This is a genomic window from Marinobacter sp. C1S70, from assembly GCF_000475355.1.
GTDB classification, from domain to species: Bacteria; Pseudomonadota; Gammaproteobacteria; order Pseudomonadales; family Oleiphilaceae; genus Marinobacter; species Marinobacter nauticus.
Map to the genome: position 1 here is coordinate 1 of NZ_AXBW01000038.1, position 23,952 is coordinate 23,952.

The window sequence follows — 23,952 nt, forward strand, 5'->3', positions numbered from 1 at the left end:
CACTTTAATTGGCCATTAACAATCGCAGGGTCGCCGTGCTCCGAAACCAGAATGTTTCCGGAATTGCCGAGGTCCAAGTGCGCCACCCCATGTTGATGAAGGGTTTTCACATCATTGAAAAGCCGCGAGAAAAAGCCACTAGGGACACCACCGCCTTCCGCAACATTCTTGATAGCCCGCCCCTCTATCAGGCGATAATGGACGGTCGGCGAGACGTCTGATGGCCGAGAGACTTGATCAGGCGTGAAATCGAGGTGCTCTACTCTTCTCAACATCCTGAATTCGTGGGATGCGAGAAATCTGAAGTAATTCCCGAGAAGGCCCCGGGAGAATCTGAACGCCTTGTAAATGTGCCTCTTGCCGCTGTTATCGACGTTTACAGAGACGATTGGCTTGTACCATTTCTGGTTACCGGAATCTTCGAGTGCTGCCGAATTCCAGCGTGAATCCACAGATGGGCAGTTTGTCTGGCCGCTCATTCCCCCTCCAAATTGCAGGATATGCAGGTTGTTGGGCAAGCCGACCGCATAAACTGCGGTTTAACCAACCCTTTGCCAATGCCGCGGCTTGCGACACCTGCACAGGATTATTGGAGGTTTTCGGGAGGCTGAATAATTCTGTTGCGGTATCTTTATCATCACGAAAAGTGATGACTCAGCTTCTACACGTTTCAGGCAATCGCTTTTACGGTCGAATGGCCACATGGCGAGCTGGTCATAATGTCATGCCAGCGTTCGCGAAGGAGCCGTTCAACGTGGTTCCGCAGCCAGACAATTCCGGGATCGCGGTCGTGGCGGGTGTGCCAAATGAGGTAAAGACTGGTCGGATCTACTTCGAAAGGTAATTGCCCCATCCACAGGCCGTCCACGAAGCCGCAGTCCTGGCTGATCAACTCCGGAACTGCAGTAATGAGGTTCGACTCCCTGAGAATCTGGGGAACAATCGAAAAGTGGTTAACTGTGGCAGCAATGCGCCTGCTATACCCCTTCTGGTCAAGGTAACTGTCCACGAAACCATGGGCATCCCCTGACATTGTCACAAGCAGGTGTCGGGCCTCGAGGAATTCCTCCATGGTGATCTGCCGGCCGGCAAGCGGATGGTCGGCACGCATTGCCAAAACGTATCCACCTTCAAACAACCAGGTGCTTCGCAAGCTGTGATCGTGCTGGGTAAGCATACCTACCGCCAGATCCACATGGGCTTCGCGCAGATCGTCGTACGTACCTTCCGGCGTGTACGGCACAGCGTGGACGTCCACTCCCGGCGCGTCACGTTCCAGCAACTCAATCAACTGGCGCCAGATCATTTCAACAGTCACATCCGTTACGGCGATGCGAAACTTTCGCTTTGATGTGGCCGGATCGAATTGAGTCGCACTCACCGCATTGGTTAGCGCATACATGTGATCGCCAACCTGGTGCCACAGACTGAGCGCATAGGATGTCGGTTCGATGTTTCGGCCTTTTCGCACGAACAGCGGGTCGTTCCAGATCTGGCGCATCCTTGAGATCGCATTGGATACGGCAGGCTGGGTCATGGCAAGCCGGTCTGCAGCGCGGGTCACCGAGCGCTCAGTCATAATGGCGTCAAATATGTACAACAGCTGGAGTTCTTGTGTTTTCATTTAACGTTCCTGATCCTGAGCACCGGTCAATTCTGGCTGGCAAATGACTCGACCGCAATTGCGGCATTCCGTCAAAGGCGATGTTCACCGCTTAAACGAAGAAGCCCCCGTTCAGGAGGCTTTTATGTGCATCAAAGGTGGCCTTTTACAAATGCCCGTAACTCACTGAGACTGCCAGCCCCTGTCTTCTGGGCAACAACACCGCCGCCCTGGAACAGGGACAGAGTCGGAATGCCCCGGATACGCATTTTGGCAGTAATGTCCGGGCTGTCATCCACGTTTACTTTGGCAATCGTCAGTTGTTCACCAAACTCGTCTGCGATTTCCTCAAGCATTGGTGCAACCGTCTTGCAGGGTCCACACCAGGGCGCCCAAAAGTCCACGAGCACAGGCCGATCGCTCTTCACAACCTGCTGCTCAAAATTAACATCTGTTACTTCAATTATGCTGCTCATCGGCAAATCTCCTCCATTTGAACCTGATTCAAACATTGAAGCTTTCTGCCCATGAAAACTAATTGCGGGATTGTATAAGTTCCATTTCCTGCAATGATGATTTCCGGCCTACCCTTCACAGCCGCTTATTACATACCGGCCCAACCGGCACCAGACACTGGGAATTCACAACCAACTCCGAAATGTGTGTCGATAAACCTGGCCAATTTTCCGGTTGGCGCTCAGGGCTGATCAATCGCAGGTGCTCAAAACATTATCCGTGCTTATGGATAAGTAGTTATACGTTCACCCCATGACCTGAAATACTCAACACCCATCACCAAGCATGATGTATTGCATACCGTTTGGGAATTATTCGTTTCGACTTTACAGCTCCATACTTCGCTCCATCTGATATCGAGTCCATTGGCGACACCGGTATGAGCACTAACCCATCGAACTTTGGAGAACGTGTTATGCGTAAATTTGTACTCATCACTCTGGTTTCACTCTTTGCAGCCGCAGCCCTGCCCGCCAACGCAACCCTGGCAGACCGCAAATCCGATGAGGGCCGCTCGGAGCAGGCTCAGCCCGCCCCCTATAGCGGACAGATCGTGATTCGCGGTGAAATTCAGGATCGCGACGCGGAGAGCCATGCAGCCAAACCGGCCCCATACAGTGGTCAGATTGTTATCCGCGGCCAGGTTCAGCCCGAAAGCCACGGTTGAGCTTTAGCTGCTTCATTTGCGTCTTGGCACCAGGGACGGTGCGTTTTTGGTTTCGAAGCAACGTATAAGCCTCCCGAGCGATCTCCTCAACATCAAGACTCAGAGCGAGGTCGCTTGAGCCCAGGGTCGCCATCGGAACGAACGCCGCATCCAGTGCATCGTCGGCGGCTATCGGCTCACCCTCCTCCCAATGACAGAGAACGGCGATCAGGACGAAGTGGGAACGAAGATGCCCTTCATCCCCGACGTCGTAGGCATCCACGGCATTGAATACCCTGCCGGCGGTCGCCCGAATGCCGGTCTCCTCGAACAGTTCCCTGACAGCGGCGGCTTCGATCGTCTCTCCCAGTTCCATTTTTCCACCCGGAAACCCCCAGCGACCCGCGTCCGGCGGGTTAGCACGGCGCACCAGCAACACTTCATCGTTCCTGAAAAGCACCGCAATCGTCGCCACCACCGGGTGCATATACCTGTTACTCCGAAGCTCACTTTCGGTTGCCGCAGCCATAAAATGCTCATCTCGTCGTTGTTCGTCAGGTATGCGGGGCAAATGTCAGCGCGGTACCTGTGAGCAGCTTGCACTTCGCTGATCAGAATTTTCGTGGGGTGCGCACTCAGTTTTCACGCAACAAACGCGCGGCTGGCGGACCCGACAGCGCAACAAAACCCGGCGAAACACACGCCAGGCACCGCCAAACAGTTCGGCGAAAAATTTGGCACGTAGTCGGGCGTTGTCACGTTCGATTTCACGGATTTTCGGATCCGGGTTATGGAAGGCCATTGCATCTTCTCCCTGCTCCCTGAAAGCTTAGCAAAATCGAGGCAATGGTGGCGATTTCGGCATGCGCCACATTCGGGCAAATGAAAGCCACTACAGAGACTGATGCAAAAGGTCGAGCTGGGAATCGCCCACCAGTGTTCGTTCGCGCTCAAAGATCAGCCAGGTTCGGACTCGGCTCTCTATCTGATTTCTGTTGCGACAAATCCAGGTGTAGCGGCCGGCAGGATCAGAGACACATTCCATCTGTGCGCCGTGTTTGCGGGCAATCGCCATGTGTCGCTTAAATGTCCGGTCAGGCATGTTGGCATAACGCCTTCGGATCTCATCTGAAGTCAGATCAGCGTTATCCAGCACAGTGGTAATGAGCTCAAGGGTGGTCTTGAAATCGCGGTACATAGACTCTCTGGAGGCATCATGCCAACAAGTGGCACGAGCTTCTGCCGGTGCCAGTTTCTGGCGTAGCCGCGGGCGAGCGGTAAAATCGCAGCCTGGGCACACCAAAGCGGGCGCCAATTATAGCGATGCCAGCTGTTGGCACAAGTGACACGCCATGCCGGTAACTGGCACACCCTCTCAGGCATGCCAGCATTTGGCATGCAGTGACAACAAGAGAGATGATGCTCGCCGCGGCCAGGCATTACCTGGGCCGGAGGAAGGTTGATCGGGAGGTGACAGGCGCTCCCTTGCCGTCCATTGAGCTGACTTCAAACTGAATATTCACATTGGCACTGGAGAGATAGTCGGGCGGATAGGTAACGGATACGGGAATCTCGGCTTTTTCCCCAGGTTCCAGCGCCAGACTGCCTGGCCCCTGATATTCGCCATGCTCAAGTCCTACTGCGTCAAGTATAAAAAACCTCGCCTCGCTGTCCTTGTTTCTTACTTTCAACAGATAGCTGTTTTCAATCTGACCGTCTGCAGTAAACCGGTACATCCCTCGATCCCGCTCTACATCAAGGGTCACCAGCGGCCGGGACGCGACACCCCAGGAGAACAAGGCGATCGTCGAAACCAGCAGGAGGAAATAGCCGATCAGGCGAGGTCGCAGCACACGGGTAAGGCCACCGGCCAGTTCCCGCTCGCTCGCATAGCGAACCAGTCCCCGGTCGTACCCCATCTTGTCCATGATGGAATCGCAGGCATCAATGCAGGCCGCGCAACCAATGCATTCCATTTGCAGTCCGTCACGAATGTCGATACCTGTCGGGCAGACCTGAACGCACAACTGGCAATCAATGCAGTCTCCCAGGCCGTCGTCCGGCGCGCGCTGCTCACCCTTTCGACGAGAACCCCGGGGCTCTCCCCTCGCCGCGTCATAGCTCACTACCATCGAATCGGCATCGACCATGGAAGATTGAAAGCGGCCATAAGGGCACATGTGAAAGCAGACCTTCTCCCTGAGCCAGCCCGCATTCAAATAGGTGGCTGCGGTAAAAAAGAAGACCCAGAACGCAGCCCAGCCAGACGCCTCCAGGCTCACCAAATCTCCAACCAGGGCCCGGATCGGGGTGAAATATCCAACAAACGTAATCGCGGCAATCAGGCTGATTATGAGCCAGAGGCCATGTTTGCAGGCTCTTCGGGCTGCTTTATTTACACTTGGCCCGGCTCTGTCCAACTTGATTCTTCGGGAGCGATCGCCCTCGGCTAAGCGCTCTGCCCACAGGAATACCCAGGTCCAGACACTTTGTGGGCAGGCATAGCCACACCACACACGGCCGGCCCACATCGTGATAAAGAAGAGTCCGAATGCGCATATCAGAAGAATTGCCGATAACAGAATGAGATCTTCTGGCCAGAACGTGGCTGAAAAGATATGGAACTCTTTCTCCGCCAGATCCCAAAGCACGGCCTGACGGTCATTCCAGTTCAGCCAGACGACCCCAAAGTACAGGGCGAACAGTACGGCTCCTCCGCAGAGCCTCAAGCGTCGATAAAGGCCTGTAAAGGATCGTGGCTGTATTTTCTGGTGTCCTCTGGCGCCAGGCGCCTGGTCGAGCTGTTTTACGGAAATGAACTGGGTCACGGCTGCACCCCTTACCTGTCATCGGATGTGATCGAGTGGCGGCAGGATAGAGGTATCGGTGTATTAGGGGCAGGACCACATTTTTAGAAATTGACAGGGACAGATGGGGGTTTGTGTCAGGCCATCAGACTGGGGAGCCGCATTAATGCCTCAGCTCTGGCTCTCGTCCAGGGGTGCGCAAAACTGAGCCGCAAACAGTTTGAGAATTTCCCGGACATCGAAAAGAGCTCACCGGGAGTGATCACGACACCCTCGTCCAAGGCGCGGTTGTATAGCTTTATGGTGTCAACATGCTCTGGCAATTCCAGCCACAGCGCCAACCCTCCTGCCGGAGAAGTCGCCCGAATCGGGACAGACCATGTACCCAGCAAATCGAGCAACTGGTCTCGCTGGCGCTGCAGTTGCTGGCGGTATCGCCGCAGGTAGGCCGCATACCCGCCATCCGCGAAAAAATCTGCAACACCGCGCTGAATGAACCGGCTACTGGCAAGCTGTGATGTAAGCTTCAGCCGAACGATGTCGTCGTGCCATCGCCCTCCGGATATCCAGCCCAAACGCAGGTCCCGGGAAAGCACTTTGGAAAGTGAGCTACAGTGGATGACCCTGTTCGAGTGGTCGACGGCTTTCAGTGTATCCGGCACGACCAGCCACCCAGACTCGCCGTATATGTCGTCTTCTATGATGGCCAGATCATGGCGTTCTGCGAGCTCTATCAGATGTGCTCGGGCATGCAGTGGCATTGAAGCGCCAGTGGGGGTAGCAAACGACGGAGAGACCACGCAGGCTTTGATATCCCAACGCTGCAATGTTTGCTCAAAAGCACCGACATCCAGTCCCGTTTCTGCCGATGCCGGAATTTCTACTACTTGAAGCCCCAGTTGTTCCAGCAACTGAAGAACGCCATAGAAACCAGGTGCTTCAACCGCAACGACATCCCCCTGTTGGCATACCGCCATCAGCGCGAGGAACAGTGACTGCTGGCAACCAGATGTGATGCAAAGCTCATCTATTTCTGCCTGCCAGCCACGTTTTGCCGCCCGCAGTGCTATCTGTTGCCGTAACGAAGGGTCTCCTGCCGGCTCGTCATAGTATTGAAAGTCTCCGCGCTGGCGCCTCAATGCCCGGGAAATAGAACGATTCAGCTGCACGATGCCCGCAGGTACGTCGTCCTATCGGAGCCCGGTAGCAGATCGAAAGCCGCACTTCGGCTCATAATGTCCTGAAAAACCTGACTGACGGATACGGGCTGAGGCGCTTCCAGCGTTACAGGATGACTTGGGCTCTCAAATCGGTTTTGCGCCATAGACACAAAAAAGCCACTGCGTTCACGAGCCTCGACCAACCCCTGTGCTTCCAGACGTTGCAGTGCGTGCTGAACGGTAATTTTGGCAAGACTATGGTTCTGGCATAGCTTTCTTATTGAAGGTATGCGTTCGCCAGGCCGCCACCGCCCCGACAGTATGCCTTCGCGCAGAGATGCCTCGAGAACTTGGTATCTTGGTTTGCCTGATGCCATTACATGTGCAGCCCGGCGATATGCCGCTCCCTGGTTAGAACCATCGCCCAACACGTGAGGTGTAATGGGTGTAATCGTCCCCGAATAATGCCCGCATATGACGTTCCTCGGGTTTAATCTGGAAGCGATTCATGTACAGCATGAACAGAGGCAGTAACAGCGCAGCAAATACACTGCCCAGATACAGGCTCCAGGCAATAAGCATCAGCAGGAATCCGAGATACATGGGATTGCGGGTGTAACGGTAAATCCCGTCAACCACCAGGCTGGCAGACTGATGGGGCGTACGAGGATCCACGGTGGTGCCTGCTGCACGAAATGCCAGAACGCCGGCCAGGGCAATACCTGCACCAGTCAGGACCATGAGGGTACACAGAATCAGTCTGCCAGGAACGGTAAAGTAGCCAGACGGCAACAGCCTCGAAATAGCCCACATGGCCGCCCCGAAAAGGATGGCCAGAACGACGGGTGGAACTTTGAGTTCGAGTGCTTTCACTGTTTGTATTCGTCCCTGAGAACGCTCGGCTACGCTGGTATCTCTGATTGGATGCCCAAGGTTGAGTTCACGGCGTCCCGAATCTCACGATACCGCTCCGGATTGCTGATCAGTGTATCCAGATTGTCTTCAGGGAACATCTCTTTCAGTTTGGATCTGGCGGATTCTCCGGCAAATACCGTCGGGAACAATTGCTCCAGGGCCCGCAACATCACCTCAGGTGACACCGAGGCGCCCGGCGACGCCCCGAGCAAAGTGCCGTAGGTTTTGTCCTTGGACACAATAATCTCTGTGCCCATCTGTAGATCCCCATCCTTGATGATCTGAACCCGCTGGCCAGCCTCGATGGGCTTCCAGTCAAACCTGGAGCTCAGGCCAGGGGCGAACTTTTCAAGCGACTCCAGCATGCTTTTTTCGCCTTTGAAGGTTTCAGATACCAGGTATTTCACCAGCGGGAAATGCTCCATCGCCACGTTCAGCAAGCCGGGGATATCGTGCAGGCGCATGGCCTTCAGGTAATCAATGACCCCGCGCCCTTTTTCCAGAACGGGCTTGAATGACGCAAAGGGGCCAAACAGCAAATAATGCCGGCCGTCAGCCACCCGCAGGTCCAGATGAGGTACAGACATAGGGGGTGCACCAACTTCCGCCTTGCCATAGGTTTTTGCGCGATATTGACGGGCCTGCTCTTCGGTGATCTCCGCCTGCAGAAAGCGCCCGCCCACCGGAAAACCGGTAAACCGCCGGGCAAACGGCAGATGGCTTTTCTTGAGAATGGGGAAGGCGCCCCCACCCGCGCCAACAAACAGTACATCGGCCCGGTGTTGAACAGCAGTGCCACGGGTTTGAGTTTCTACTAACCAGCTCCCCGCGGGGCTCCGGTGAACCCGCTTTACATGGACGCCATACTCGATTTTCACGCCCAGCTCGTTCATTGCGTATTCCGCCATCTGTTCCGTCAGGGCACCAAAATTCACGTCCGTTCCCGTTTCCACCACCGTTGCTGCCATTTTTTCATGACGGGGCCGGCCGTCCATGGTGTAGGGGATCCAGCGTTTGATCTCGTCAAACTCCTCGGAAAAGCGCATACGCTCAAAGAAGTGGTGGGCGGACATTTCCTTGAAGCGTAGCTTGAGTTCCTCGATGGACGGCTCGGAGACCAGGGTGCAATGACGGGTCTGGTTGATGAAGCTTGTGGGCTCTTTTATCGCATCTTTTTGTATCAGGTAGGCCCAGAACTGCTTGGCGACGTTGAACTGGGCATGGATTTTCAAGGCTTTCTCCACCGAGATTACCTCGCCATCCACCGGCGTATAGTTAAGCTCGCAGTTGGCCTCGTGGCCCGTGCCGGCATTGTTGAAAGACCAGGAGTTGCCCGCGCCCGGACTGTCCAGTCGCTCCAGAATGGTGATATCTAGCTCGGGCGCCAGTTCCTTCGCCAGGGTGGCAAAAGTGGTTCCCATTATTCCTGCGCCGATCACGATCACATTCATATGCCTGCCCACCAGAGTCCGTTTAATGAAGCTATTCAATAGAGTACCTGTATTGACGTTAGCATGCTTGCGGCAAACACGGAAAATTCGTCGGTGTGGCACAGTTAAATAAAAATCCACGTTTTGGGTCTACCCGAGGCATGCAGTTTACGTTAAGGTAAATCCAAGCCTGGAATGATCCACACCAGATTTCCCCAGGTTGTCTACAATGACATTAACGACACGCCCACAAGGCGTGTTTTGTTTCCTCAGGCCAATACCCCAGGAAGAGGACTATGACAACAACAAAATCGAAAGTTGTGTATTCCCCCTCGTTTACAGATGGTGCGGAATTCCGCATTCCCACGTTCAAGCTCCTGAAGCAGGACGGCAAGCTCTATAAGAGCGCCAAAGCGCCGGATCTTGAAAAAGACAAAGCCCTTCGCATCTATCGGGCCATGCTCACCACCCGGATTCTCGATGAGCGTATGCTTGCTGCCCAGCGCCAGGGGCGTCTGAGCTTCTACATGCAGTGTACCGGTGAAGAAGCCGCTGTGATCGGCAGCGCCGCCGCGCTGGATGATAGCGACATGATCATGGCGCAGTACCGGGAGCAAGGCGCCCTCGCCTACCGCGGTTTTTCCATCGACGAATTCATGAACCAGCTTTTCGGCAATGAGCTTGATTATGGTAAGGGCCGTCAAATGCCCGTGCACTACGGCTCGAAAAAGCTGAATTACATGACCATCTCTTCGCCCCTGGCCACCCAGATTCCCCAGGCTACCGGCTATGCCTATGGCCAGAAGCTGGCGGGAGACGGCCACTGCACCATCACCTATTTTGGCGAAGGCGCCGCGTCCGAGGGTGACTTTCACGCGGCCCTGAACATGGCTGCAGTACACCGCGTCCCCGTCATCTTCCTGTGCCGGAACAACGGTTATGCCATTTCCACCCCCGCAGCCGAACAGTTCGCAGCCGACGGCGTAGCACCCAGAGCCTATGGCTACAAGATGGACGTTATCCGGGTAGACGGTAACGACGTACTGGCCATGTATGAAGCCACCAGAGCCGCCCGGGAGCTGGCCGTGAAACACAATCGCCCGGTATTGATTGAGGCAATGAGCTACCGCCTTGCGGCCCACTCCTCCTCCGACGACCCGTCCGGTTATCGCAGCAAAGACGAGGAAGCGGTATGGCGCGAGAAAGACCCGATCCTGCGCATGCGCCTGTGGCTGGAAAGCAAGAAATGGTGGAGTGAGGACGACGAAAAACAGTTCCAGGAAAACATGCGCCGGGAAGTGCTGGAAACCATGAAGCGGGCGCAGAAGCGTCCGCCACCAGCCCTCGAAACTCTGGTTACCGATGTCTATGACGAAGTACCTCCCATGCTGGCCGAGCAGTTTGAGAAACTGAAGGCTCACATACGTCGATATCCGGATGAGTACCCAAAGAGCGCCGAACACGTTAAGGGAGGAGCGTGAGATGACCAAGATGAATATGCTCCAGGCCATCAACAATGCCCTGGATACCGCCATGGCGGCCGATGACAAAGTGTTGTGTTTCGGCGAGGACGTGGGCGTTTTTGGCGGCGTGTTCCGCGCTACCAGTAATCTTCAACAGAAATACGGCAAGTCCCGCTGTTTCAACACACCGCTGGTGGAACAGGGCATCATCGGTTTTGCCAACGGTCTGGCCGCCCAGGGCTCTGTGCCGGTGGCGGAAATCCAGTTTGCCGACTACATCTTCCCGGCCTTCGATCAGATCGTGAACGAATCGGCAAAATACCGCTATCGCTCCGGCAACCTCTTTAACGTCGGTGGCCTGACCATTCGTGCACCCTACGGTGGTGGCATTGCCGGCGGCCTTTACCACTCACAATCCCCGGAAGCCTATTTCGCACACACCCCGGGGCTCAAGATTGTAGTACCCCGCAACCCGCACCAGGCCAAGGGCCTGCTGCTGGCAGCCATCCACGATCCGAACCCGGTACTGTTCTTTGAGCCCAAGCGCCTGTACCGGGCGTCTGTGGGCGAAGTGCCTGATGAAGATTACCGCCTGCCTCTGGGTGAAGCCGAGATCACCAAGGAAGGCACTGACGTGACCATTCTTGGCTGGGGCGCCCAGATGGACGTGATTGATCAGGCGGTTGAGCGCGCTGAAAAGGAAGGCATTTCCTGCGAGGTGATTGACCTTCGGTCGATCCTGCCCTGGGATGTGGAAACCGTGGCCAATTCCGTGCTCAAAACCGGGCGCCTTGTGATTACCCACGAAGCTCCTCTCACTGGAGGCTTTGCCGGCGAAATTGCAGCGACCATTCAGGAGCGCTGCTTCCTGTACCTGGAATCTCCCATTGCGCGGGTAACCGGGATGGACACCCCCTTCCCGCTGGTGCTTGAGAAGGAGCACCTGCCGAATCACCTGAAGGTCTACGAGGCCATCAGGGAAAGCGTGGAATTCTAGGCGGATATCAGGACAGGAGAACAAGCATGAGTGATTTTATTCTGCCCGATATCGGCGAAGGTATCGTGGAATGTGAACTGGTCAAATGGCTGGTAGCTGAAGGCGACGTCATCGAGGAAGACCAGCCGGTGGCCGAAGTGATGACTGACAAGGCGCTGGTGGAAATTCCTGCCCCCTACAAGGGCCGGGTTACCCGTCTCTATTACAGGGAAGGCGATATCGCGAAGGTGCATGCGCCACTGTTCGAGTTGGTGGATGAGAGTGGCGAGGCCGGGGCGCCGGCACCAGCAAGCGCTGAAGAGTCGTCGCAGGTAGATGCTGCCCCGGAAGCTGTAGCCAAAGCGGAACCCGCACAAGGCGGGGACGATAATGCGACTGAAGACTTTATTTTACCCGACGTCGGTGAAGGGATTGTCGAGTGCGAGGTGGTTGAATGGCGCGTCGCCGAGGGCGACGAGATCGAAGAAGATCAGCCGGTCGTGGACGTGATGACCGATAAGGCCATGGTTGAGATCACCGCCCCCAAGGCCGGACGAATCACCAAGCTCTACCACGAGCAGCAATCCATGGCGCGGGTGCATTCACCGCTGTTTGCCTTCATCCCACGGGATCGTGAAGAGACTCCTCAGCCAAAGAGTGAATCCAGGCCGTCGGCGGACGCCGCGCCCACAAAAGCGACACCGGTGGCAACCGGCACCCGGGCCCGGATTCCAGCAAGCCCGGCGGTCCGTCGTTTGGTGCGCGAGCACGAGCTGAACCTGGGCGACATTGCCGGTTCCGGCAAGGATGGCCGGGTGCTTAAGGCAGATGTTCTGGCGCATTTGGAACAGCCCAAATCGGAGCCCAGCGCCACCGAACGTCAGGCTGAACCCAGCACGGCGCCTCGCCGCCACGCCGAAGGTGATCAGCAAGTCCGCGTGGAACCGATCAAAGGCATGAAAGCGGCCATGGCCAAGGCGATGGTTCAATCGGCAACCACCATCCCTCACTTTATCTACAGTGAGGATATTGATGTAACCGACTTGCTCAGGCTTCGGGAACAGCTGAAGCCGGAGGCTGAAGCCAAAGGCACCCGGCTAACGCTCATGCCATTCTTCATGAAGGCCATGGCCCTGGCTGTTCAGGAATACCCGGTATTGAACAGTCAGTTAAACGAGGACGTGACCGAAATCCACTACCTGCCCCACTGCAACATTGGCATGGCGGTAGATGGCAAAGCTGGCCTGGTGGTGCCCAACGTCAAGCATGTTGAACAGCTCACCCTGCTGGGTATCGCCGAGGAAATCGCCCGGTTGACTGAGGCCGCCCGTTCCGGACGTGTCAGCCAGGATGATCTCAAAGGCGGCACCATCACCATTTCCAATATCGGCGCATTGGGCGGCACCTACGCAGCGCCCATCATCAACGCACCGGAAGTGGCGATTGTGGCACTGGGCCGCACCCAGAAACTACCGCGTTTCGACGCCAATGGTCAGGTGGTTGAGCGGGCGATCATGACGATCAGCTGGGCCGGCGATCACCGCATTATTGATGGCGGCACCATCGCGCGGTTCTGCAATCTATGGAAGAGCTATCTGGAGTCGCCCCAGACCATGCTGTTGCATATGGGCTGACGGGCTGTGATGGAGCAGGAAAAGCATCTTCAGCAATTCTATATACCGGAAGAGCAGTCGATCTACCTGCTCAGCCACGATGATGCCAAGAAGCTCAAGGACTGGGTGGCGCTTTGCGTTGCCCAGCTCCGCCAACTGGGTTACCGGGATGTTGAACTGATTGGCAAGGGCGCCTATGGGTTTGTGTTTGCCGGCCGTTTTCCCGGCCTGGACACACCAGGCCCGGAGCATGTGTTCAAATTCACTCGCATCAACCTGCCCCAGCACCTACAGGATCGCCTGGAAGACGAAGCCTTCATTCTGGAGCAGGTGCATCACCCCAGAGTGCCGCGACTGATCGCCTTCCAGCGCGCCAACAACCAACCTATCCTGGTCATGGAGCGAGCTGCGGGGCTCAATCTGGAAGAAGTCTCCCTGCAGGAAGGCCGCCTGAAGCCCCGACTTGTTATTCGAATTGCGGACCAACTGGCGGATATTCTGCGCTGCCTGCGCCGGGAAAACGGGCCCGCCGGCCGCCCCATTGTTCACGGCGACATCAAACCGTCCAACCTGGTGTTTGACGCCCGCACTGAAAATATTGCGCTGATTGACTGGGGGTCTTCGGTGTTCGCCCAGCTGGATGCCAATCAACAGTTCGTCACGGCGAATGTGATGGAACTGATGTCGGATAACCTTCAGCAGACCAATGCCAGACTGGGTGATGTCTATTTTATCGGCGAGGAGCAGCTGAACGGCGGGCTATCCTCGCCCCGTTTTGATGAACAGGGCGCCGCCGGAACCCTGTATGCCCTCGCCTCTGCCCAATCCTGTCGGTTTGGGCACCGGGCGATTCCAGCTGCGTCTCTGGGGCTTCCCATGGAATTTGCCCGAATGCTTGATGGTATGCTGTCGCCCGACCCGGAGACTCGCCGCAAGGCTGGTGATTACTACTTGCGGGAAATGCCCCGAATGGCCCGCACGGTGATGATTGACCTGCCGGCACGGCCGACCACTCCGCAGGTGCCGGTATGGGTGCGGGCGTCCGGGCAGGAAATTGATACCGTGGTATACAGTTCCCGGAAGTCGTTTTTGCGGGAGGAAGGTGCCCCGGAGACCCTGAGTGATGTCAACGACGTCCAACTCGACCGTTACTACAAGAACTTCATGCAGGGCATGGGGGAAACCGAGAAAGCGTTTCTGGCGGCGGTCAGTCGGCTCGGGCGCTACCCTGTGGAAGGAGGCCTGGCGGTACGCTGGGAAACCGACGGTATCTATATCGATACCTCTCTGAACCTGCATGATCCGACGTTGAAATCGGCCTTTGTCCAGGCCGTCAATAACATGGTGTACCTGGCCCAGGCCATCTACCGCAAAGGGATATTCAAAAGCTGCCTGTTCAACGCCCGTAACACCCTGCACATTGATCGTGAAGATCCGGGCAAGCCGTTTCTGGTCTCCCCCGGCATGAATCTGCACTACGAAGTGAGCGCAGCACCGGAAGTGGAAGATGAAAGCCGCGTGCATTCCTATTTTGAGGATGGACCAGACCCGGAAGAATTCCTGGTATTGCCCGAGACGATTATCCGGGCACTGGAACGTCTGAACGACATCCACCACACCGGCATGATCATCTTCGAAGCCCTGCCCCGGCACCTGAAGATCCACAGCCATTATCGGCTGCTGGACCCCGAGCGGGAACCGGAATTCCGGGAGCTGCTGGACGAGATCCTGTCTGCGGTGGAGCAGATCACCGGGCTTGGCGTGTCCGGGTATATGAAAATGCCCTACAAAGACACCCGGTTCTTTCCGCACATCGAGCGGCTGCCCGACCGGTACTACCCTCGAAACCCGCGAGCCGAGAGCGTTAACTGACCGCCCGGAAAAGCTGGCGCCGGGCACGAACCACATCTGCCATAATCGACAGGGCAATCTCGGCCGGTGTCTTGCTGCCGATATCCACCCCCACCGGCATATGAATACGCTGAATCTCGGCCTCTGTGAGCCCGCCACTGCGTTTCAACCGTTCCGCCCGGGCTTTTGAAGTGCGCATTGAGCCCATGACACCGATATAGCCCGCTGGCGTTTTGACCGCGGCCATCATCGCCAGGTCATCAATCCTTGGATCGTGCGTGGTGGCCACTACGGCCGTCGAGGGCGTACAGACACCGTCTTTGCCGAGGTATACGGAGGGCAGCTGAGCAATAAACTCGACACCTTCGGGCAAATCGAGTGTGCCTGCAATGTCTTCCCGTGGGTCGCAAAGCACCACCTCATAACCCAGACCCAGAGCAAACCGGGCGCAGGCGTCCGCTACTGTTGAATATCCGGCCAGGATCAATTGTGCGACGGGTGCGACGACAATCTTTATGGTCTCGCTTCCCTGCTCCCAAACGACTCGGCTCCCGTGATCATCGACAGGGTTGAGGCTGGCGCTACCACGAGCCAGGTCTACTTCCCGCTCCAGGGCTTCACCATTTGAAAGCCCATTCAACAGTGTCCGCAGCTGATCGACAAAATGTGACTCCGGAGATCGCTTTTCCACCAGTACTTCCAATGCACCCCCACAGGGCAGCTTTACGCTTGGATTCCTGTTTTCCTCGCTGGCGCCACCATATCTAATGACAACGGATGACAAGGTATATTCCCCCTGCATCAGTCGATCCAGGAAATCCTCTTCAACACAGCCGCCGGACAATGAGCCCACATGCGCTCCGTCGCCTTTCGCTACCATCATCGCTCCGGGTTCCCGGGGGGAAGAGCCGAACGTGGACAGCACGGTGCACAGCCAGATCGTGTGCCCCTGCTCCAGCCAGTCAATGGCCTGCTGTATAACGCGATAATCGAGATTTTGCATGCTTGGTCTGCCAAAACTGCCGGGGATGCTCTGCCCGTTCTGTGCCTGATGGGTTGTGACAATACCAGCAACCTCCGCAACATCCTACGGGCACCTTGCGCCAACTTGTTAACCACTTCATAGGCGCAACTATTAATCCCTGATACCGTGAAGATACTCAGTAACAATATGTAAACAACAATACCAATGAGCCTCTGGAGGGATTCGCCATGAAACGCTCACCGTTGCAGGGACGCCGAAAAACCGCCGCGCAAAGCCTGGCCGTTGTCTCAAGCCTTGCCATCTGCAGCTGGGCCCAGGCAGCCTCTCCTACCCATACCGTCTTTGCTGCAGAAAATGCGCTTTATGGGTCCGGTTACGGTATTGGTACGGCCGATGGCTGGATAGACGACAAACTGCGCACGGCCATTCGTCAGTACCAGTCCGATCGCGCAGAGCTTTCAGTAAGTGGAAATCTGGATTCAGCCACGCTCAAATCCCTTGGTGTGGAGGCGGCTCCGACCCTGACGATCCAGAGCAATTCTGTGGCTTCCCGGTCTGCCGCTCGCAATCAGCTCGGGCTTGCCGCAAACTCTCGGCCTACCGCCCGCTCCGTGGCCGCTGTCGCACCTGAGTCCAAGCCGGAACCGGCCCCCGAAATTAAGGAGCCTGAACCGGAAACCGTCGAGCCGGAGGTCGTGGATACTACGGAACCGCGAGAAAATCAGGTAGCGGCCCTAGAGCCGGCAGTGCAATCCGTCCCAGAAGAAGATTCTGAACTCGGTCCGAATGAAAGCCATAAAGACCAGCGTGTTACAGAGCTTTCTTCATCCGTTTCCGAAAGTTATCAAACGCCAGTCACCGCAGATCAGGAGCCGGCAGAAGTTGTCGAGGTGGTCACTGGCGATAACGAGGAACTGATCGCCCAACTGCCCACCGAGCCTACCGCAGCGGGCCCGGACGAGCCGCTCGTCGCTGAAGAAGAGCCGGAACCCGTGATTGTTGATGCGCCAGTGGCAAACGCCAACGAGCCGGTTGCTAATCAGGATACAAAGGCCGAACCGCGCCCACAGAGCAGCGGCGGCTTCTTCTCCTGGCTGTTTGATTTCTTCTTCGGCTGGATAGCCTGATATTGAAGGCGGCAGGCTCAGTCCTGCCGCTTCATGCGCTCCACATCGGCTTTCGCATCTCTCAGGAAGGATTCAACCGTCTCGCCGGGCAGCAGCAACTGCTGTTCAATCATTGAATCCCGCCAGTCTGATTCTTCAAAGATGCAGCGATACTCGTTAGGAAATTCTACATACAGGCGCTTGAAGTACTCCCGCGCGAGCACCTTGTTGGGTTCCTTGCGGCGCGACTGCAACACCGCCATGTTGTACAGGGCACCGGCCCGGATATGATCCGGCTGACTTTCATCCTGATAGATCTCATCCAGTCGGCCCAGCACCTCGTTCAAACCGGTTAACCGGTATTCCTTGAGAATCTCCGCCGCAGACTCCATTACTCGGTCTTCCCCGTGCCTGCACGGAGAGTTGGCGTGGTCTTCGACGTACTGATCCACCGCCCGCTCCACGTCATGGCGGTGCTTGTGGTCCTGTTTCTGCTCATACACAAAACCAGTGCCAACGCCGGTGGCAATGGTACCCGGCATACAACCGCTGACCAGGCCCGCGCCCAGCGCGATTGCGCTCGCCAGCCACACAGCTTTAAGAGATTGCGTGTTTGTCATCTGGTCATCCCTGATGGAGTGGAATACGTAGGTTACAATTGAAATGTACTGAGTAACACAAGGTAACCGTCCTGCCGCGGCAGAACCGTGATCCTTGTTCTAAAACTGAAAAGGAGTGAACGAATGGCCAATACCAAAGCATACGCCGCCACTGCCCCGGATTCCGGCCTGGCCCCCTACGCCATTGATCGCCGGGAGCTCCGTGCAGACGATGTAGCGATCGAGATCGACTACTGCGGCGTCTGCCACAGTGACCTCCACACCGTTGAAAATGATTGGGGTGGTTCAAAATATCCGGTCATTCCGGGCCACGAAATTGTTGGCCGGGTCACCGCCGTTGGGCCGGAGGTCAGTCACTTCAAAGCCGGCGACCTGGTGGGCGTGGGCTGCATGGTAGACAGCTGTCGCAGTTGCTCCGCCTGCGACTCCGGACTGGAGCAGTACTGCATTGAAGGCTCCACCATGACCTACGGCAGCCTGGATCGTCACGATGGCTCGGTCACCCACGGCGGCTATTCCGAGCGGATTGTTGTCAGCGAACGTTTTGTGGTCCGGGTGCCGGAAAAACTCGACCCCGCCAGTGCGGCTCCCATTCTGTGCGCAGGCATCACCACCTATTCCCCCCTCAAGCACTTCAAGGTCGGCAAAGGCCACAAGGTAGGCGTACTGGGGATGGGCGGTCTCGGCCACATGGGCGTAAAATTTGCCAAAGCGCTGGGCGCCGAAGTCACTATATTCACACGTTCCGAAGCCAAGGTGGCAGAAGCGAAGAAGCAGGGCGCGGACCACGTCATCATCTCCACCGACAAGGAGCAGATGAAAGCCGCCGCAGATTCCTTCGATTTTCTGCTCGACACCATTCCGGTGGCCCACGATCTCAACCCATACCTGAAGTGCCTGAAGTACGACGGCACACATATTCTCGTGGGTTTGCTAACACCAATTGAGCCCGCCCTTCAGGCCGGCCTGCTCGTGACCAAACGCCGTGTGGTAGCCGGTTCTCTTATTGGCGGCATGCCGGAAACCCAGGAGGTTCTGGATTTCTGTGCGGAGCACGACATCACCTGCGATATCGAGATGCTGGATATCCGGAACATCAACGAAGCCTACGTTCGCATGAAAAAAGGCGATGTTAAGTACCGCTTCGTCATTGATATGAAAACGTTGAAAGAAGGCTGATCTCCCTCCTGATGCCCGGGTGTCCAATGTGTCGCCCGGGCAGTCTTTGACAATCCGCTAATAACCAATCCGGTTGCAAAGGTTTAGCATGGGTCTATCGTTACCCTATAAACCCCTGGAAATTGTCCATGACCTTTGCACGCATTGCCGGAACCGGTTCCTATCTGCCGGACAACATCGTTACCAATCGCGACCTGGAACAGAAGGTGGAGACCTCTGATCAGTGGATTCGCGAACGCACCGGTATCGAACAGCGGCATATTGCCCTGCCCGGACAAAGCACGGTGGATCTTGCTGAGCAAGCGGCCCTGAACGCCATTGAGGCCGCCGGTATCGATACCACCGATATTGATCTGATCGTGTTTGCCACCACTACGCCGGACAAGGTCTTCCCCAGTTGCGCCTGTATCCTGCAGGCCCGGCTCGGCATTCAAGGTTGTCCTGCCTTTGATATCCAGGCCGTGTGCAGCGGTTTCGTCTATGCCCTGGCCACCGCCGAAAAGTTCATCCGTACCGGTTCAAGCAAAAAGGCGCTGGTGATCGGCGCGGAGGTGTTCTCCCGCATCCTTAACTGGGAAGACCGTACCACCTGCGTGCTTTTTGGCGACGGCGCCGGCGCCGTTGTGCTGGAGGCCAGTGAGGAGACCGGCATTCTGTCTACACACCTGCACGCCGATGGCCGGTATGAAGAGTTGCTGCACGTCCCCTGTGGCATCGCCAACGATTTTGATGCGGTAAAAGCCGGCCAGGCGTTTGTGGAAATGAAAGGCAACGAAGTCTTCAAGGTGGCGGTGAATACCCTCGGCCGGATTGTCGATGAAACCCTTGAAGCCAACCAGATGCAGAAATCCGAGATCGACTGGCTGGTTCCTCATCAGGCCAACCTACGGATTATCGCAGCCACGGCCCGCAAGCTGGACATGCCGATGGATCAGGTGGTAGTAACCGTCAACCGCCACGGCAACACGTCGGCGGCATCCATCCCGTTGGCGCTTGATGAAGCCGTCCGCGATGGTCGAATCCAGCGCGGGCAGGTAGTTCTGCTGGAAGCCTTTGGCGGCGGCTTCACCTGGGGGTCGGCACTGCTTCGATATTAATGACCGACCCCTATATGCCAAACAAGCCTTTTAATATTTATTTTTAATATTTTTCGTTCTTAAAACCTTTTGTTAGATTGCTCCTCAGATTAGAACCGTCATTCTGAGGAGCTCGTTATGAAGCAACTTTTCAAGGGAATCGCGCTCGGCGCCGCCCTGCTCTCCGCCCAACCGGTACTGGCTGCAGACCGGGAGCTGCTCAACACTTCTTACGACATCGCCCGCGAACTGTTCGCTGCCTACAACGAAGAGTTCAAAAAGCACTGGCAGGAAAAGACCGGCGAAACGGTCGAAATCAAACAGTCCCATGCAGGTTCATCCAAGCAGGCACAGGCCATTATTCAGGGCCTGAAAGCCGATGTTGCAACGTTCAACCAGGTGACCGACATCGACATCCTGCACCAGCGCGGTCGCCTGATTCCTGAAGACTGGGCCGATCGCCTGCCGAACAACAGCTCGCCCTACTACTCAACCATGGCGTTTCTGGTGCGTGAGGGTAATCCCAAGAATATCCAGAACTGGGACGACCTGATCCGCGAAGACGTTCAACTGGTGATGCCGAACCCGAAAACCTCCGGAAACGGCCGTTACACCTACCTGGCCGCTATGGGCTACGCCCAGGATCAGTTTGGCGACGATCAGGAAAAGATTGATCAGTTCATGGCGGACCTGCTCGGTCAGGTACGCGTTTTTGACAGCGGCGGTCGTGGTGCCACCACCACATTCGTTGAGCGCGGCATCGGCGATGTCCTGCTGACCTTCGAGTCGGAGGTTCTGAACATTGCAGACCGTTTCGAGAACGGTGAATACGTGGCTGTTACGCCGAAGGTAAGCTTCCTGGCCGAATTCCCGGTGACCTGGATTGACGACTACGTTGAACAGAATGGCACCGCCGAGCTGGCCAAGGAGTACCTGGAGCACCTCTATACCGAAGACTCCCAGCGCCTGCTGGCAGGCTTCAACTACCGTGTTCACAACGACGCCGTGAAAGCCGAGAATGCCGATCGCTTCCCGGAACTGAAACTGTTGTCCATCGAAGAGATTGCCGGTGGCTGGGAAAACGCAATGAGTACCCATTTCAGCAGTGGCGGCAAGCTGGACCAGTTGCAGCGGCGCCGGTAAGAGCAAGCCATGCCCACCTCCGCTCAAGCAGGCGTCGCCCCCGTGCGGCGTCTTGGTCGTCGAAACAAACGGGTATTGCCGGGGTTCGGTCTGAGCCTCGGCATTTCGCTGTTTTTTGTCAGCCTGGTTTTGCTGCTGCCGATGACCGGGCTGGTCGTTGAAACCTCCGGCATGACCTGGGACCAGTTCTGGTTCACCATCACCGATCCGCGCGTGGTGGAGTCCTACAAGGTTACCTTATGGACGGCCCTTGCAGCGTCACTGTTCAATGGCCTGTTCGGGTTGCTGTTGGCCTGGGTGCTGGTTCGCTATGAGTTTCCGGGCAAGCGCATTGTCGACGCCGTGGTCGACCTGCCCTTTGCCTTGCCAACTGCTGTCGCCGGCATCACCCTGGCAACGCTGTTTTCCCAGAATGGCTGGTACGGCCAATGGCTGGCCAAAATCGGTGTGGAGGTTGCGTTTACACCCCTGGGCATCGTTGTAGCCATGGCATTTACCAGCATCCCGTTTGTGGTGCGTACGGTGCAGCCAGTGCTTGAGGAGCTGTCGCCAGCCGATGAAGAAGCCGCTGTTAGCCTGGGGGCATCTGACGGGCGTGTGTTCCGCAAAGTTATCTTTCCTTCGCTGTGGCCAGCCCTGGTGACCGGAATCGCCCTGTCTTTCACCCGCAGCCTGGGCGAATTTGGTGCGATTATCTTTATCGCCGGCAACACGCCTTACGTCAGCGAAGTCACCAGCCTGATGATCTTCATCCGTCTGCAGGAGTATGACTACGCGGCCGCCAGTGCCATTGCCTCGCTGGTATTGCTGGCGTCGCTGATTCTGCTGTTCTCCATCAACCTCTGGCAGGGTCGCTACCTGCGCAGGCTGGAGGGTCGATAGATGGCTGCACAAAACCGCCGTATTGGTGACCAACCCTGGGTGCGCCGCAGCCTGATCGGGCTGGCCCTCGCAATTACTCTGATCATTCTGGTGATTCCCGTAGTGGTGATCTTTACGCAAGCACTGAGCACAGGCTGGAGCGCTTTTGCCGGCAATGTCCTGGATGAATACACCCTGGATGCCATCGGCCTGACTTTGTTTGTGGCCGCACTCACGGTGCCGCTTAACCTGGTTTTCGGGACAGCCCTCGCCTGGTCGGTTACTCGGTTCCGCTTTCCCGGGCGCAAGCTGTTGATCACCCTGATCGATATTCCATTTGCGGTATCACCGGTTGTTGCCGGTCTGCTGTACCTGCTGCTCTATGGCCGGAACGGCTGGCTGGGCAGTTGGCTGAGCAACTACGACGTTCAGTTGATGTTCTCCTGGCCTGGCATCGTGATGGTCACCGTATTCGTAACCTGTCCGTTTGTGGCCAGGGAGCTGATCCCCTTGATGCAGCAACAAGGCAGCGAGGAGGAAGAAGCCGGCGTGGTGCTGGGCGCTTCCGGCTGGCCGATTTTTCGCAAGATCACACTGCCTAATATCAAGTGGGCATTGATCTACGGTGTGGTGCTGACCAACGCCCGGGCCGTAGGTGAATTCGGTGCGGTCTCGGTGGTATCCGGCAATGTTCGCGGAGAAACCAATACCTTACCGCTGCATGTTGAACTGCTTTATCAGGATTACAACATTGTCGGGGCCTTTGCCAGTGCTTCACTGCTGGCCGGTATCGCCATCCTGACACTAATTGCAAAAGCATTTGTCGAATGGCGTCAGTCCCGAGCTGAACACGCGACGCCCGAAGAAGGAGGTGCGTGACATGAGTATCACCATTGACCAGATCAACAAGCACTTCGGCGGCTTTCAGGCGCTGAAGAATGTCTCTCTGGTTATTCCCGAAGGCCAGCTCACCGCCCTTCTCGGCCCCTCTGGCTCCGGCAAAACCACCTTACTCCGGATTATTGCCGGACTGGAATCTTCGGATTCCGGCCGCATCCTGTTCGGTGGTGACGATGTCAGCCAGTTACACGTTCGCGACCGCAACATCGGGTTTGTGTTTCAGCATTACGCCCTGTTCCGGCACCTGACCGTTGCCGAGAACATCGCGTTCGGCCTGGAGTCGCTCCCCAAAAAGCAGCGCCCCTCAAAGCCGGAAATCCGCCAACGGGTGGCCAAGCTGCTGGAGATGATTCAGTTGCCCGAACTGGCCAAACGCTATCCGGCACAGCTGTCTGGTGGGCAGAAACAGCGTGTTGCTCTGGCTCGCGCGCTGGCAACTCAGCCTCGTATTCTGCTGCTGGATGAGCCCTTCGGCGCCCTGGATGCCAAAGTCCGAAAGGATTTGCGCCGCTGGCTTCGCGCGTTACACGACGAGTACCACTTCACCAGCATTTTCGTGACCCACGATCAGGAAGAAGCGCTGGAGCTGTCAGACCAGGTGGTGGTTATGAGCCAGGGCCAGGTTGAACAGGTGAATTCACCGACCGGACTGTATGCCCGGCCAGAAAGCCGGTTCGTCTTCGACTTCCTGGGCCACGTCAACGTGTTGTCGGGTTTGGTGAAAGGTCAGAAACTGGTTCAGGGCGATGCCTGGGTATCCTTGCCGGGTGTCCGTCACGATCAGGAAGCCCAGCTCTACCTGCGGCCCCACGAAGTGCAGCTGTCCCGATCCCCCGCCGCAAAGGCCCGCCTGCCCCTGCGCATTGAGGCTATCAGCCTGATCGGCTCGGAAGTGCGTATTGAACTGACCCCGGAAGGCTGGCAGAGCGACGAAATCTGGGAAATCGGCATGAGCCATGCAGAGTTCGCTCGCCAGAACCCCACCCGTGGTGAGCTTTGGTACGCGGTACCAGACGTTGGTCACCTCTTTGTCGCCGACAGCGTTCAACCGAGAACGATCGACTGGCAATACACCGAGGCCGCCAACGCCAGCAATATGTGA

23 protein-coding genes and 1 pseudogene are annotated in these 23,952 nt (G+C 56.6%); 12 read left to right on the plus strand and 12 right to left on the minus strand.

What is annotated here, in order from left to right; genetic code table 11:
- The 3 genes and pseudogenes from Q669_RS11555 to trxA form a co-directional block, all read right to left on the minus strand.
- Positions 1 to 479: pseudogene (locus Q669_RS11555) on the minus strand (hypothetical protein); the annotation flags it as partial.
- A 191-nt stretch (positions 480 to 670) separates the two neighbouring features.
- Entirely contained in the window at positions 671 to 1,624 is a 954-nt protein-coding gene (locus tag Q669_RS11560) for a LysR family transcriptional regulator (RefSeq protein WP_014421608.1), read from the minus strand.
- Positions 1,625 to 1,755: 131 nt separating this feature from the next.
- The gene (gene trxA / locus Q669_RS11565; RefSeq protein WP_022992367.1) at positions 1,756 to 2,079 is read right to left on the minus strand and encodes a thioredoxin; all 324 of its coding nucleotides are present in this window, start codon (positions 2,077 to 2,079) and stop codon (positions 1,756 to 1,758) included.
- 455 nt (positions 2,080 to 2,534) lie between these two features.
- Between trxA and Q669_RS11570 the strand changes: the two genes are divergently transcribed.
- Complete coding sequence (locus Q669_RS11570; protein ID WP_014421610.1) at positions 2,535 to 2,786, plus strand: hypothetical protein; 252 nt, start codon at positions 2,535 to 2,537, stop codon at positions 2,784 to 2,786.
- On the opposite strand, the gene Q669_RS11575 is transcribed toward Q669_RS11570, so the two are convergent.
- The 7 genes from Q669_RS11575 to Q669_RS11605 all read right to left on the minus strand — a co-directional run bounded on the left by Q669_RS11575 (position 2,749) and on the right by Q669_RS11605 (position 9,098).
- Positions 2,749 to 3,252 (minus strand): NUDIX hydrolase, encoded by a 504-nt coding sequence (locus Q669_RS11575; RefSeq protein ID WP_200861802.1) that lies wholly within the window; start codon positions 3,250 to 3,252, stop codon positions 2,749 to 2,751. The two genes, Q669_RS11570 and Q669_RS11575, sit on opposite strands and share 38 nt — an antisense overlap.
- Positions 3,253 to 3,657: 405 nt before the next feature.
- Positions 3,658 to 3,963: a hypothetical protein gene (locus Q669_RS11585; RefSeq protein ID WP_014421613.1), complete on the minus strand. Its 306-nt coding sequence runs from the start codon at positions 3,961 to 3,963 to the stop codon at positions 3,658 to 3,660.
- 241 nt (positions 3,964 to 4,204) lie between these two features.
- Positions 4,205 to 5,593, minus strand: a complete 1,389-nt coding sequence (gene ccoG / locus Q669_RS11590) for a cytochrome c oxidase accessory protein CcoG (RefSeq protein ID WP_022992368.1) — start codon at positions 5,591 to 5,593, stop codon at positions 4,205 to 4,207.
- A gap of 116 nt (positions 5,594 to 5,709) precedes the next feature.
- Positions 5,710 to 6,741 (minus strand): PLP-dependent aminotransferase family protein, encoded by a 1,032-nt coding sequence (locus Q669_RS11595; RefSeq protein ID WP_022992369.1) that lies wholly within the window; start codon positions 6,739 to 6,741, stop codon positions 5,710 to 5,712.
- Positions 6,732 to 7,109: a GntR family transcriptional regulator gene (locus tag Q669_RS19885; protein WP_227501096.1), complete on the minus strand. Its 378-nt coding sequence runs from the start codon at positions 7,107 to 7,109 to the stop codon at positions 6,732 to 6,734. Before Q669_RS19885 ends, Q669_RS11595 begins: the two co-directional genes overlap by 10 nt.
- A gap of 34 nt (positions 7,110 to 7,143) precedes the next feature.
- A complete protein-coding gene (locus tag Q669_RS11600) occupies positions 7,144 to 7,605 on the minus strand; it encodes a methyltransferase family protein (protein WP_022992370.1) in 462 nt (153 codons plus the stop codon).
- Between the two features lie 29 nt (positions 7,606 to 7,634).
- On the minus strand, positions 7,635 to 9,098 hold the full coding sequence (locus Q669_RS11605) for a malate:quinone oxidoreductase (RefSeq protein WP_036149640.1): 1,464 nt from the start codon (positions 9,096 to 9,098) through the stop codon (positions 7,635 to 7,637).
- Between the two features lie 275 nt (positions 9,099 to 9,373).
- On the opposite strand from Q669_RS11605, the gene Q669_RS11610 reads away from it, so the two are divergent.
- The 4 genes from Q669_RS11610 to Q669_RS11625 are packed head-to-tail and all read left to right on the plus strand — an operon-like array spanning position 9,374 to position 15,001.
- Positions 9,374 to 10,558 carry a thiamine pyrophosphate-dependent dehydrogenase E1 component subunit alpha gene (locus Q669_RS11610; protein ID WP_022992372.1) on the plus strand — a complete coding sequence of 395 codons (1,185 nt, stop codon included), beginning with the start codon at positions 9,374 to 9,376 and terminating at the stop codon, positions 10,556 to 10,558.
- A 1-nt stretch (position 10,559) separates the two neighbouring features.
- Positions 10,560 to 11,537 carry an alpha-ketoacid dehydrogenase subunit beta gene (locus Q669_RS11615; RefSeq protein WP_022992373.1) on the plus strand — a complete coding sequence of 326 codons (978 nt, stop codon included), beginning with the start codon at positions 10,560 to 10,562 and terminating at the stop codon, positions 11,535 to 11,537.
- A 26-nt stretch (positions 11,538 to 11,563) separates the two neighbouring features.
- A complete protein-coding gene (locus Q669_RS11620) occupies positions 11,564 to 13,150 on the plus strand; it encodes a dihydrolipoyllysine-residue acetyltransferase (RefSeq protein ID WP_022992374.1) in 1,587 nt (528 codons plus the stop codon).
- Between the two features lie 9 nt (positions 13,151 to 13,159).
- Positions 13,160 to 15,001, plus strand: coding sequence for a protein kinase domain-containing protein (locus tag Q669_RS11625; protein WP_022992375.1), 1,842 nt, complete (start codon positions 13,160 to 13,162; stop codon positions 14,999 to 15,001).
- Here the strand turns inward: Q669_RS11625 and Q669_RS11630 are convergent.
- Positions 14,994 to 15,983, minus strand: a complete 990-nt coding sequence (locus tag Q669_RS11630; protein WP_022992376.1) for an XdhC family protein — start codon at positions 15,981 to 15,983, stop codon at positions 14,994 to 14,996. The two genes, Q669_RS11625 and Q669_RS11630, sit on opposite strands and share 8 nt — an antisense overlap.
- Positions 15,984 to 16,192: 209 nt before the next feature.
- Here Q669_RS11630 and Q669_RS11635 point away from each other — a divergent pair, with 209 nt between their 5' ends.
- Positions 16,193 to 17,092, plus strand: coding sequence for a peptidoglycan-binding domain-containing protein (locus tag Q669_RS11635; protein ID WP_022992377.1), 900 nt, complete (start codon positions 16,193 to 16,195; stop codon positions 17,090 to 17,092).
- 17 nt (positions 17,093 to 17,109) lie between these two features.
- Here Q669_RS11635 and Q669_RS11640 read toward each other — a convergent pair whose 3' ends face one another.
- Positions 17,110 to 17,691 carry a hypothetical protein gene (locus Q669_RS11640; RefSeq protein WP_022992378.1) on the minus strand — a complete coding sequence of 194 codons (582 nt, stop codon included), beginning with the start codon at positions 17,689 to 17,691 and terminating at the stop codon, positions 17,110 to 17,112.
- A gap of 123 nt (positions 17,692 to 17,814) precedes the next feature.
- On the opposite strand from Q669_RS11640, the gene Q669_RS11645 reads away from it, so the two are divergent.
- The 6 genes from Q669_RS11645 (at position 17,815) to Q669_RS11670 (ending at position 23,952) form a co-directional block, all read left to right on the plus strand.
- Complete coding sequence (locus Q669_RS11645) at positions 17,815 to 18,870, plus strand: NAD(P)-dependent alcohol dehydrogenase (RefSeq protein WP_011784867.1); 1,056 nt, start codon at positions 17,815 to 17,817, stop codon at positions 18,868 to 18,870.
- A 128-nt stretch (positions 18,871 to 18,998) separates the two neighbouring features.
- Positions 18,999 to 19,967, plus strand: a complete 969-nt coding sequence (locus Q669_RS11650; protein ID WP_022992379.1) for a beta-ketoacyl-ACP synthase III — start codon at positions 18,999 to 19,001, stop codon at positions 19,965 to 19,967.
- 117 nt (positions 19,968 to 20,084) lie between these two features.
- Positions 20,085 to 21,089 carry a thiosulfate ABC transporter substrate-binding protein CysP gene (gene cysP, locus Q669_RS11655; RefSeq protein ID WP_022992380.1) on the plus strand — a complete coding sequence of 335 codons (1,005 nt, stop codon included), beginning with the start codon at positions 20,085 to 20,087 and terminating at the stop codon, positions 21,087 to 21,089.
- Between the two features lie 9 nt (positions 21,090 to 21,098).
- On the plus strand, positions 21,099 to 21,971 hold the full coding sequence (gene cysT / locus Q669_RS11660) for a sulfate/thiosulfate ABC transporter permease CysT (RefSeq protein ID WP_011784864.1): 873 nt from the start codon (positions 21,099 to 21,101) through the stop codon (positions 21,969 to 21,971).
- A complete protein-coding gene (gene cysW, locus Q669_RS11665; RefSeq protein WP_022992382.1) occupies positions 21,972 to 22,829 on the plus strand; it encodes a sulfate ABC transporter permease subunit CysW in 858 nt (285 codons plus the stop codon).
- A 1-nt stretch (position 22,830) separates the two neighbouring features.
- Positions 22,831 to 23,952 (plus strand): sulfate/molybdate ABC transporter ATP-binding protein, encoded by a 1,122-nt coding sequence (locus tag Q669_RS11670; RefSeq protein WP_022992383.1) that lies wholly within the window; start codon positions 22,831 to 22,833, stop codon positions 23,950 to 23,952.

Bases quoted from the DNA above. Each gene is read 5' to 3' on its own strand.
- Q669_RS11560 (WP_014421608.1), bottom strand. From the start codon at position 1,624: ATGAAAACACAAGAACTCCAGCTGTTGTACATATTTGACGCCATTATG.
- cysT (WP_011784864.1), top strand. From the start codon at position 21,099: ATGCCCACCTCCGCTCAAGCAGGCGTCGCCCCCGTGCGGCGTCTTGGT.
- Q669_RS11625 (WP_022992375.1), top strand. From the start codon at position 13,160: ATGGAGCAGGAAAAGCATCTTCAGCAATTCTATATACCGGAAGAGCAG.
- Q669_RS11645 (WP_011784867.1), top strand. From the start codon at position 17,815: ATGGCCAATACCAAAGCATACGCCGCCACTGCCCCGGATTCCGGCCTG.
- Q669_RS11630 (WP_022992376.1), bottom strand. From the start codon at position 15,983: ATGCAAAATCTCGATTATCGCGTTATACAGCAGGCCATTGACTGGCTG.
- Q669_RS19885 (WP_227501096.1), bottom strand. From the start codon at position 7,109: ATGGCATCAGGCAAACCAAGATACCAAGTTCTCGAGGCATCTCTGCGC.
- Q669_RS11620 (WP_022992374.1), top strand. From the start codon at position 11,564: ATGAGTGATTTTATTCTGCCCGATATCGGCGAAGGTATCGTGGAATGT.
- Q669_RS11575 (WP_200861802.1), bottom strand. From the start codon at position 3,252: ATGCACCCGGTGGTGGCGACGATTGCGGTGCTTTTCAGGAACGATGAA.
- Q669_RS11670 (WP_022992383.1), top strand. From the start codon at position 22,831: ATGAGTATCACCATTGACCAGATCAACAAGCACTTCGGCGGCTTTCAG.
- Q669_RS11615 (WP_022992373.1), top strand. From the start codon at position 10,560: ATGACCAAGATGAATATGCTCCAGGCCATCAACAATGCCCTGGATACC.
- Q669_RS11650 (WP_022992379.1), top strand. From the start codon at position 18,999: ATGACCTTTGCACGCATTGCCGGAACCGGTTCCTATCTGCCGGACAAC.
- trxA (WP_022992367.1), bottom strand. From the start codon at position 2,079: ATGAGCAGCATAATTGAAGTAACAGATGTTAATTTTGAGCAGCAGGTT.
- Q669_RS11605 (WP_036149640.1), bottom strand. From the start codon at position 9,098: ATGAATGTGATCGTGATCGGCGCAGGAATAATGGGAACCACTTTTGCC.
- Q669_RS11570 (WP_014421610.1), top strand. From the start codon at position 2,535: ATGCGTAAATTTGTACTCATCACTCTGGTTTCACTCTTTGCAGCCGCA.
- cysP (WP_022992380.1), top strand. From the start codon at position 20,085: ATGAAGCAACTTTTCAAGGGAATCGCGCTCGGCGCCGCCCTGCTCTCC.
- Q669_RS11610 (WP_022992372.1), top strand. From the start codon at position 9,374: ATGACAACAACAAAATCGAAAGTTGTGTATTCCCCCTCGTTTACAGAT.
- Q669_RS11635 (WP_022992377.1), top strand. From the start codon at position 16,193: ATGAAACGCTCACCGTTGCAGGGACGCCGAAAAACCGCCGCGCAAAGC.
- Q669_RS11585 (WP_014421613.1), bottom strand. From the start codon at position 3,963: ATGTACCGCGATTTCAAGACCACCCTTGAGCTCATTACCACTGTGCTG.
- cysW (WP_022992382.1), top strand. From the start codon at position 21,972: ATGGCTGCACAAAACCGCCGTATTGGTGACCAACCCTGGGTGCGCCGC.
- Q669_RS11640 (WP_022992378.1), bottom strand. From the start codon at position 17,691: ATGACAAACACGCAATCTCTTAAAGCTGTGTGGCTGGCGAGCGCAATC.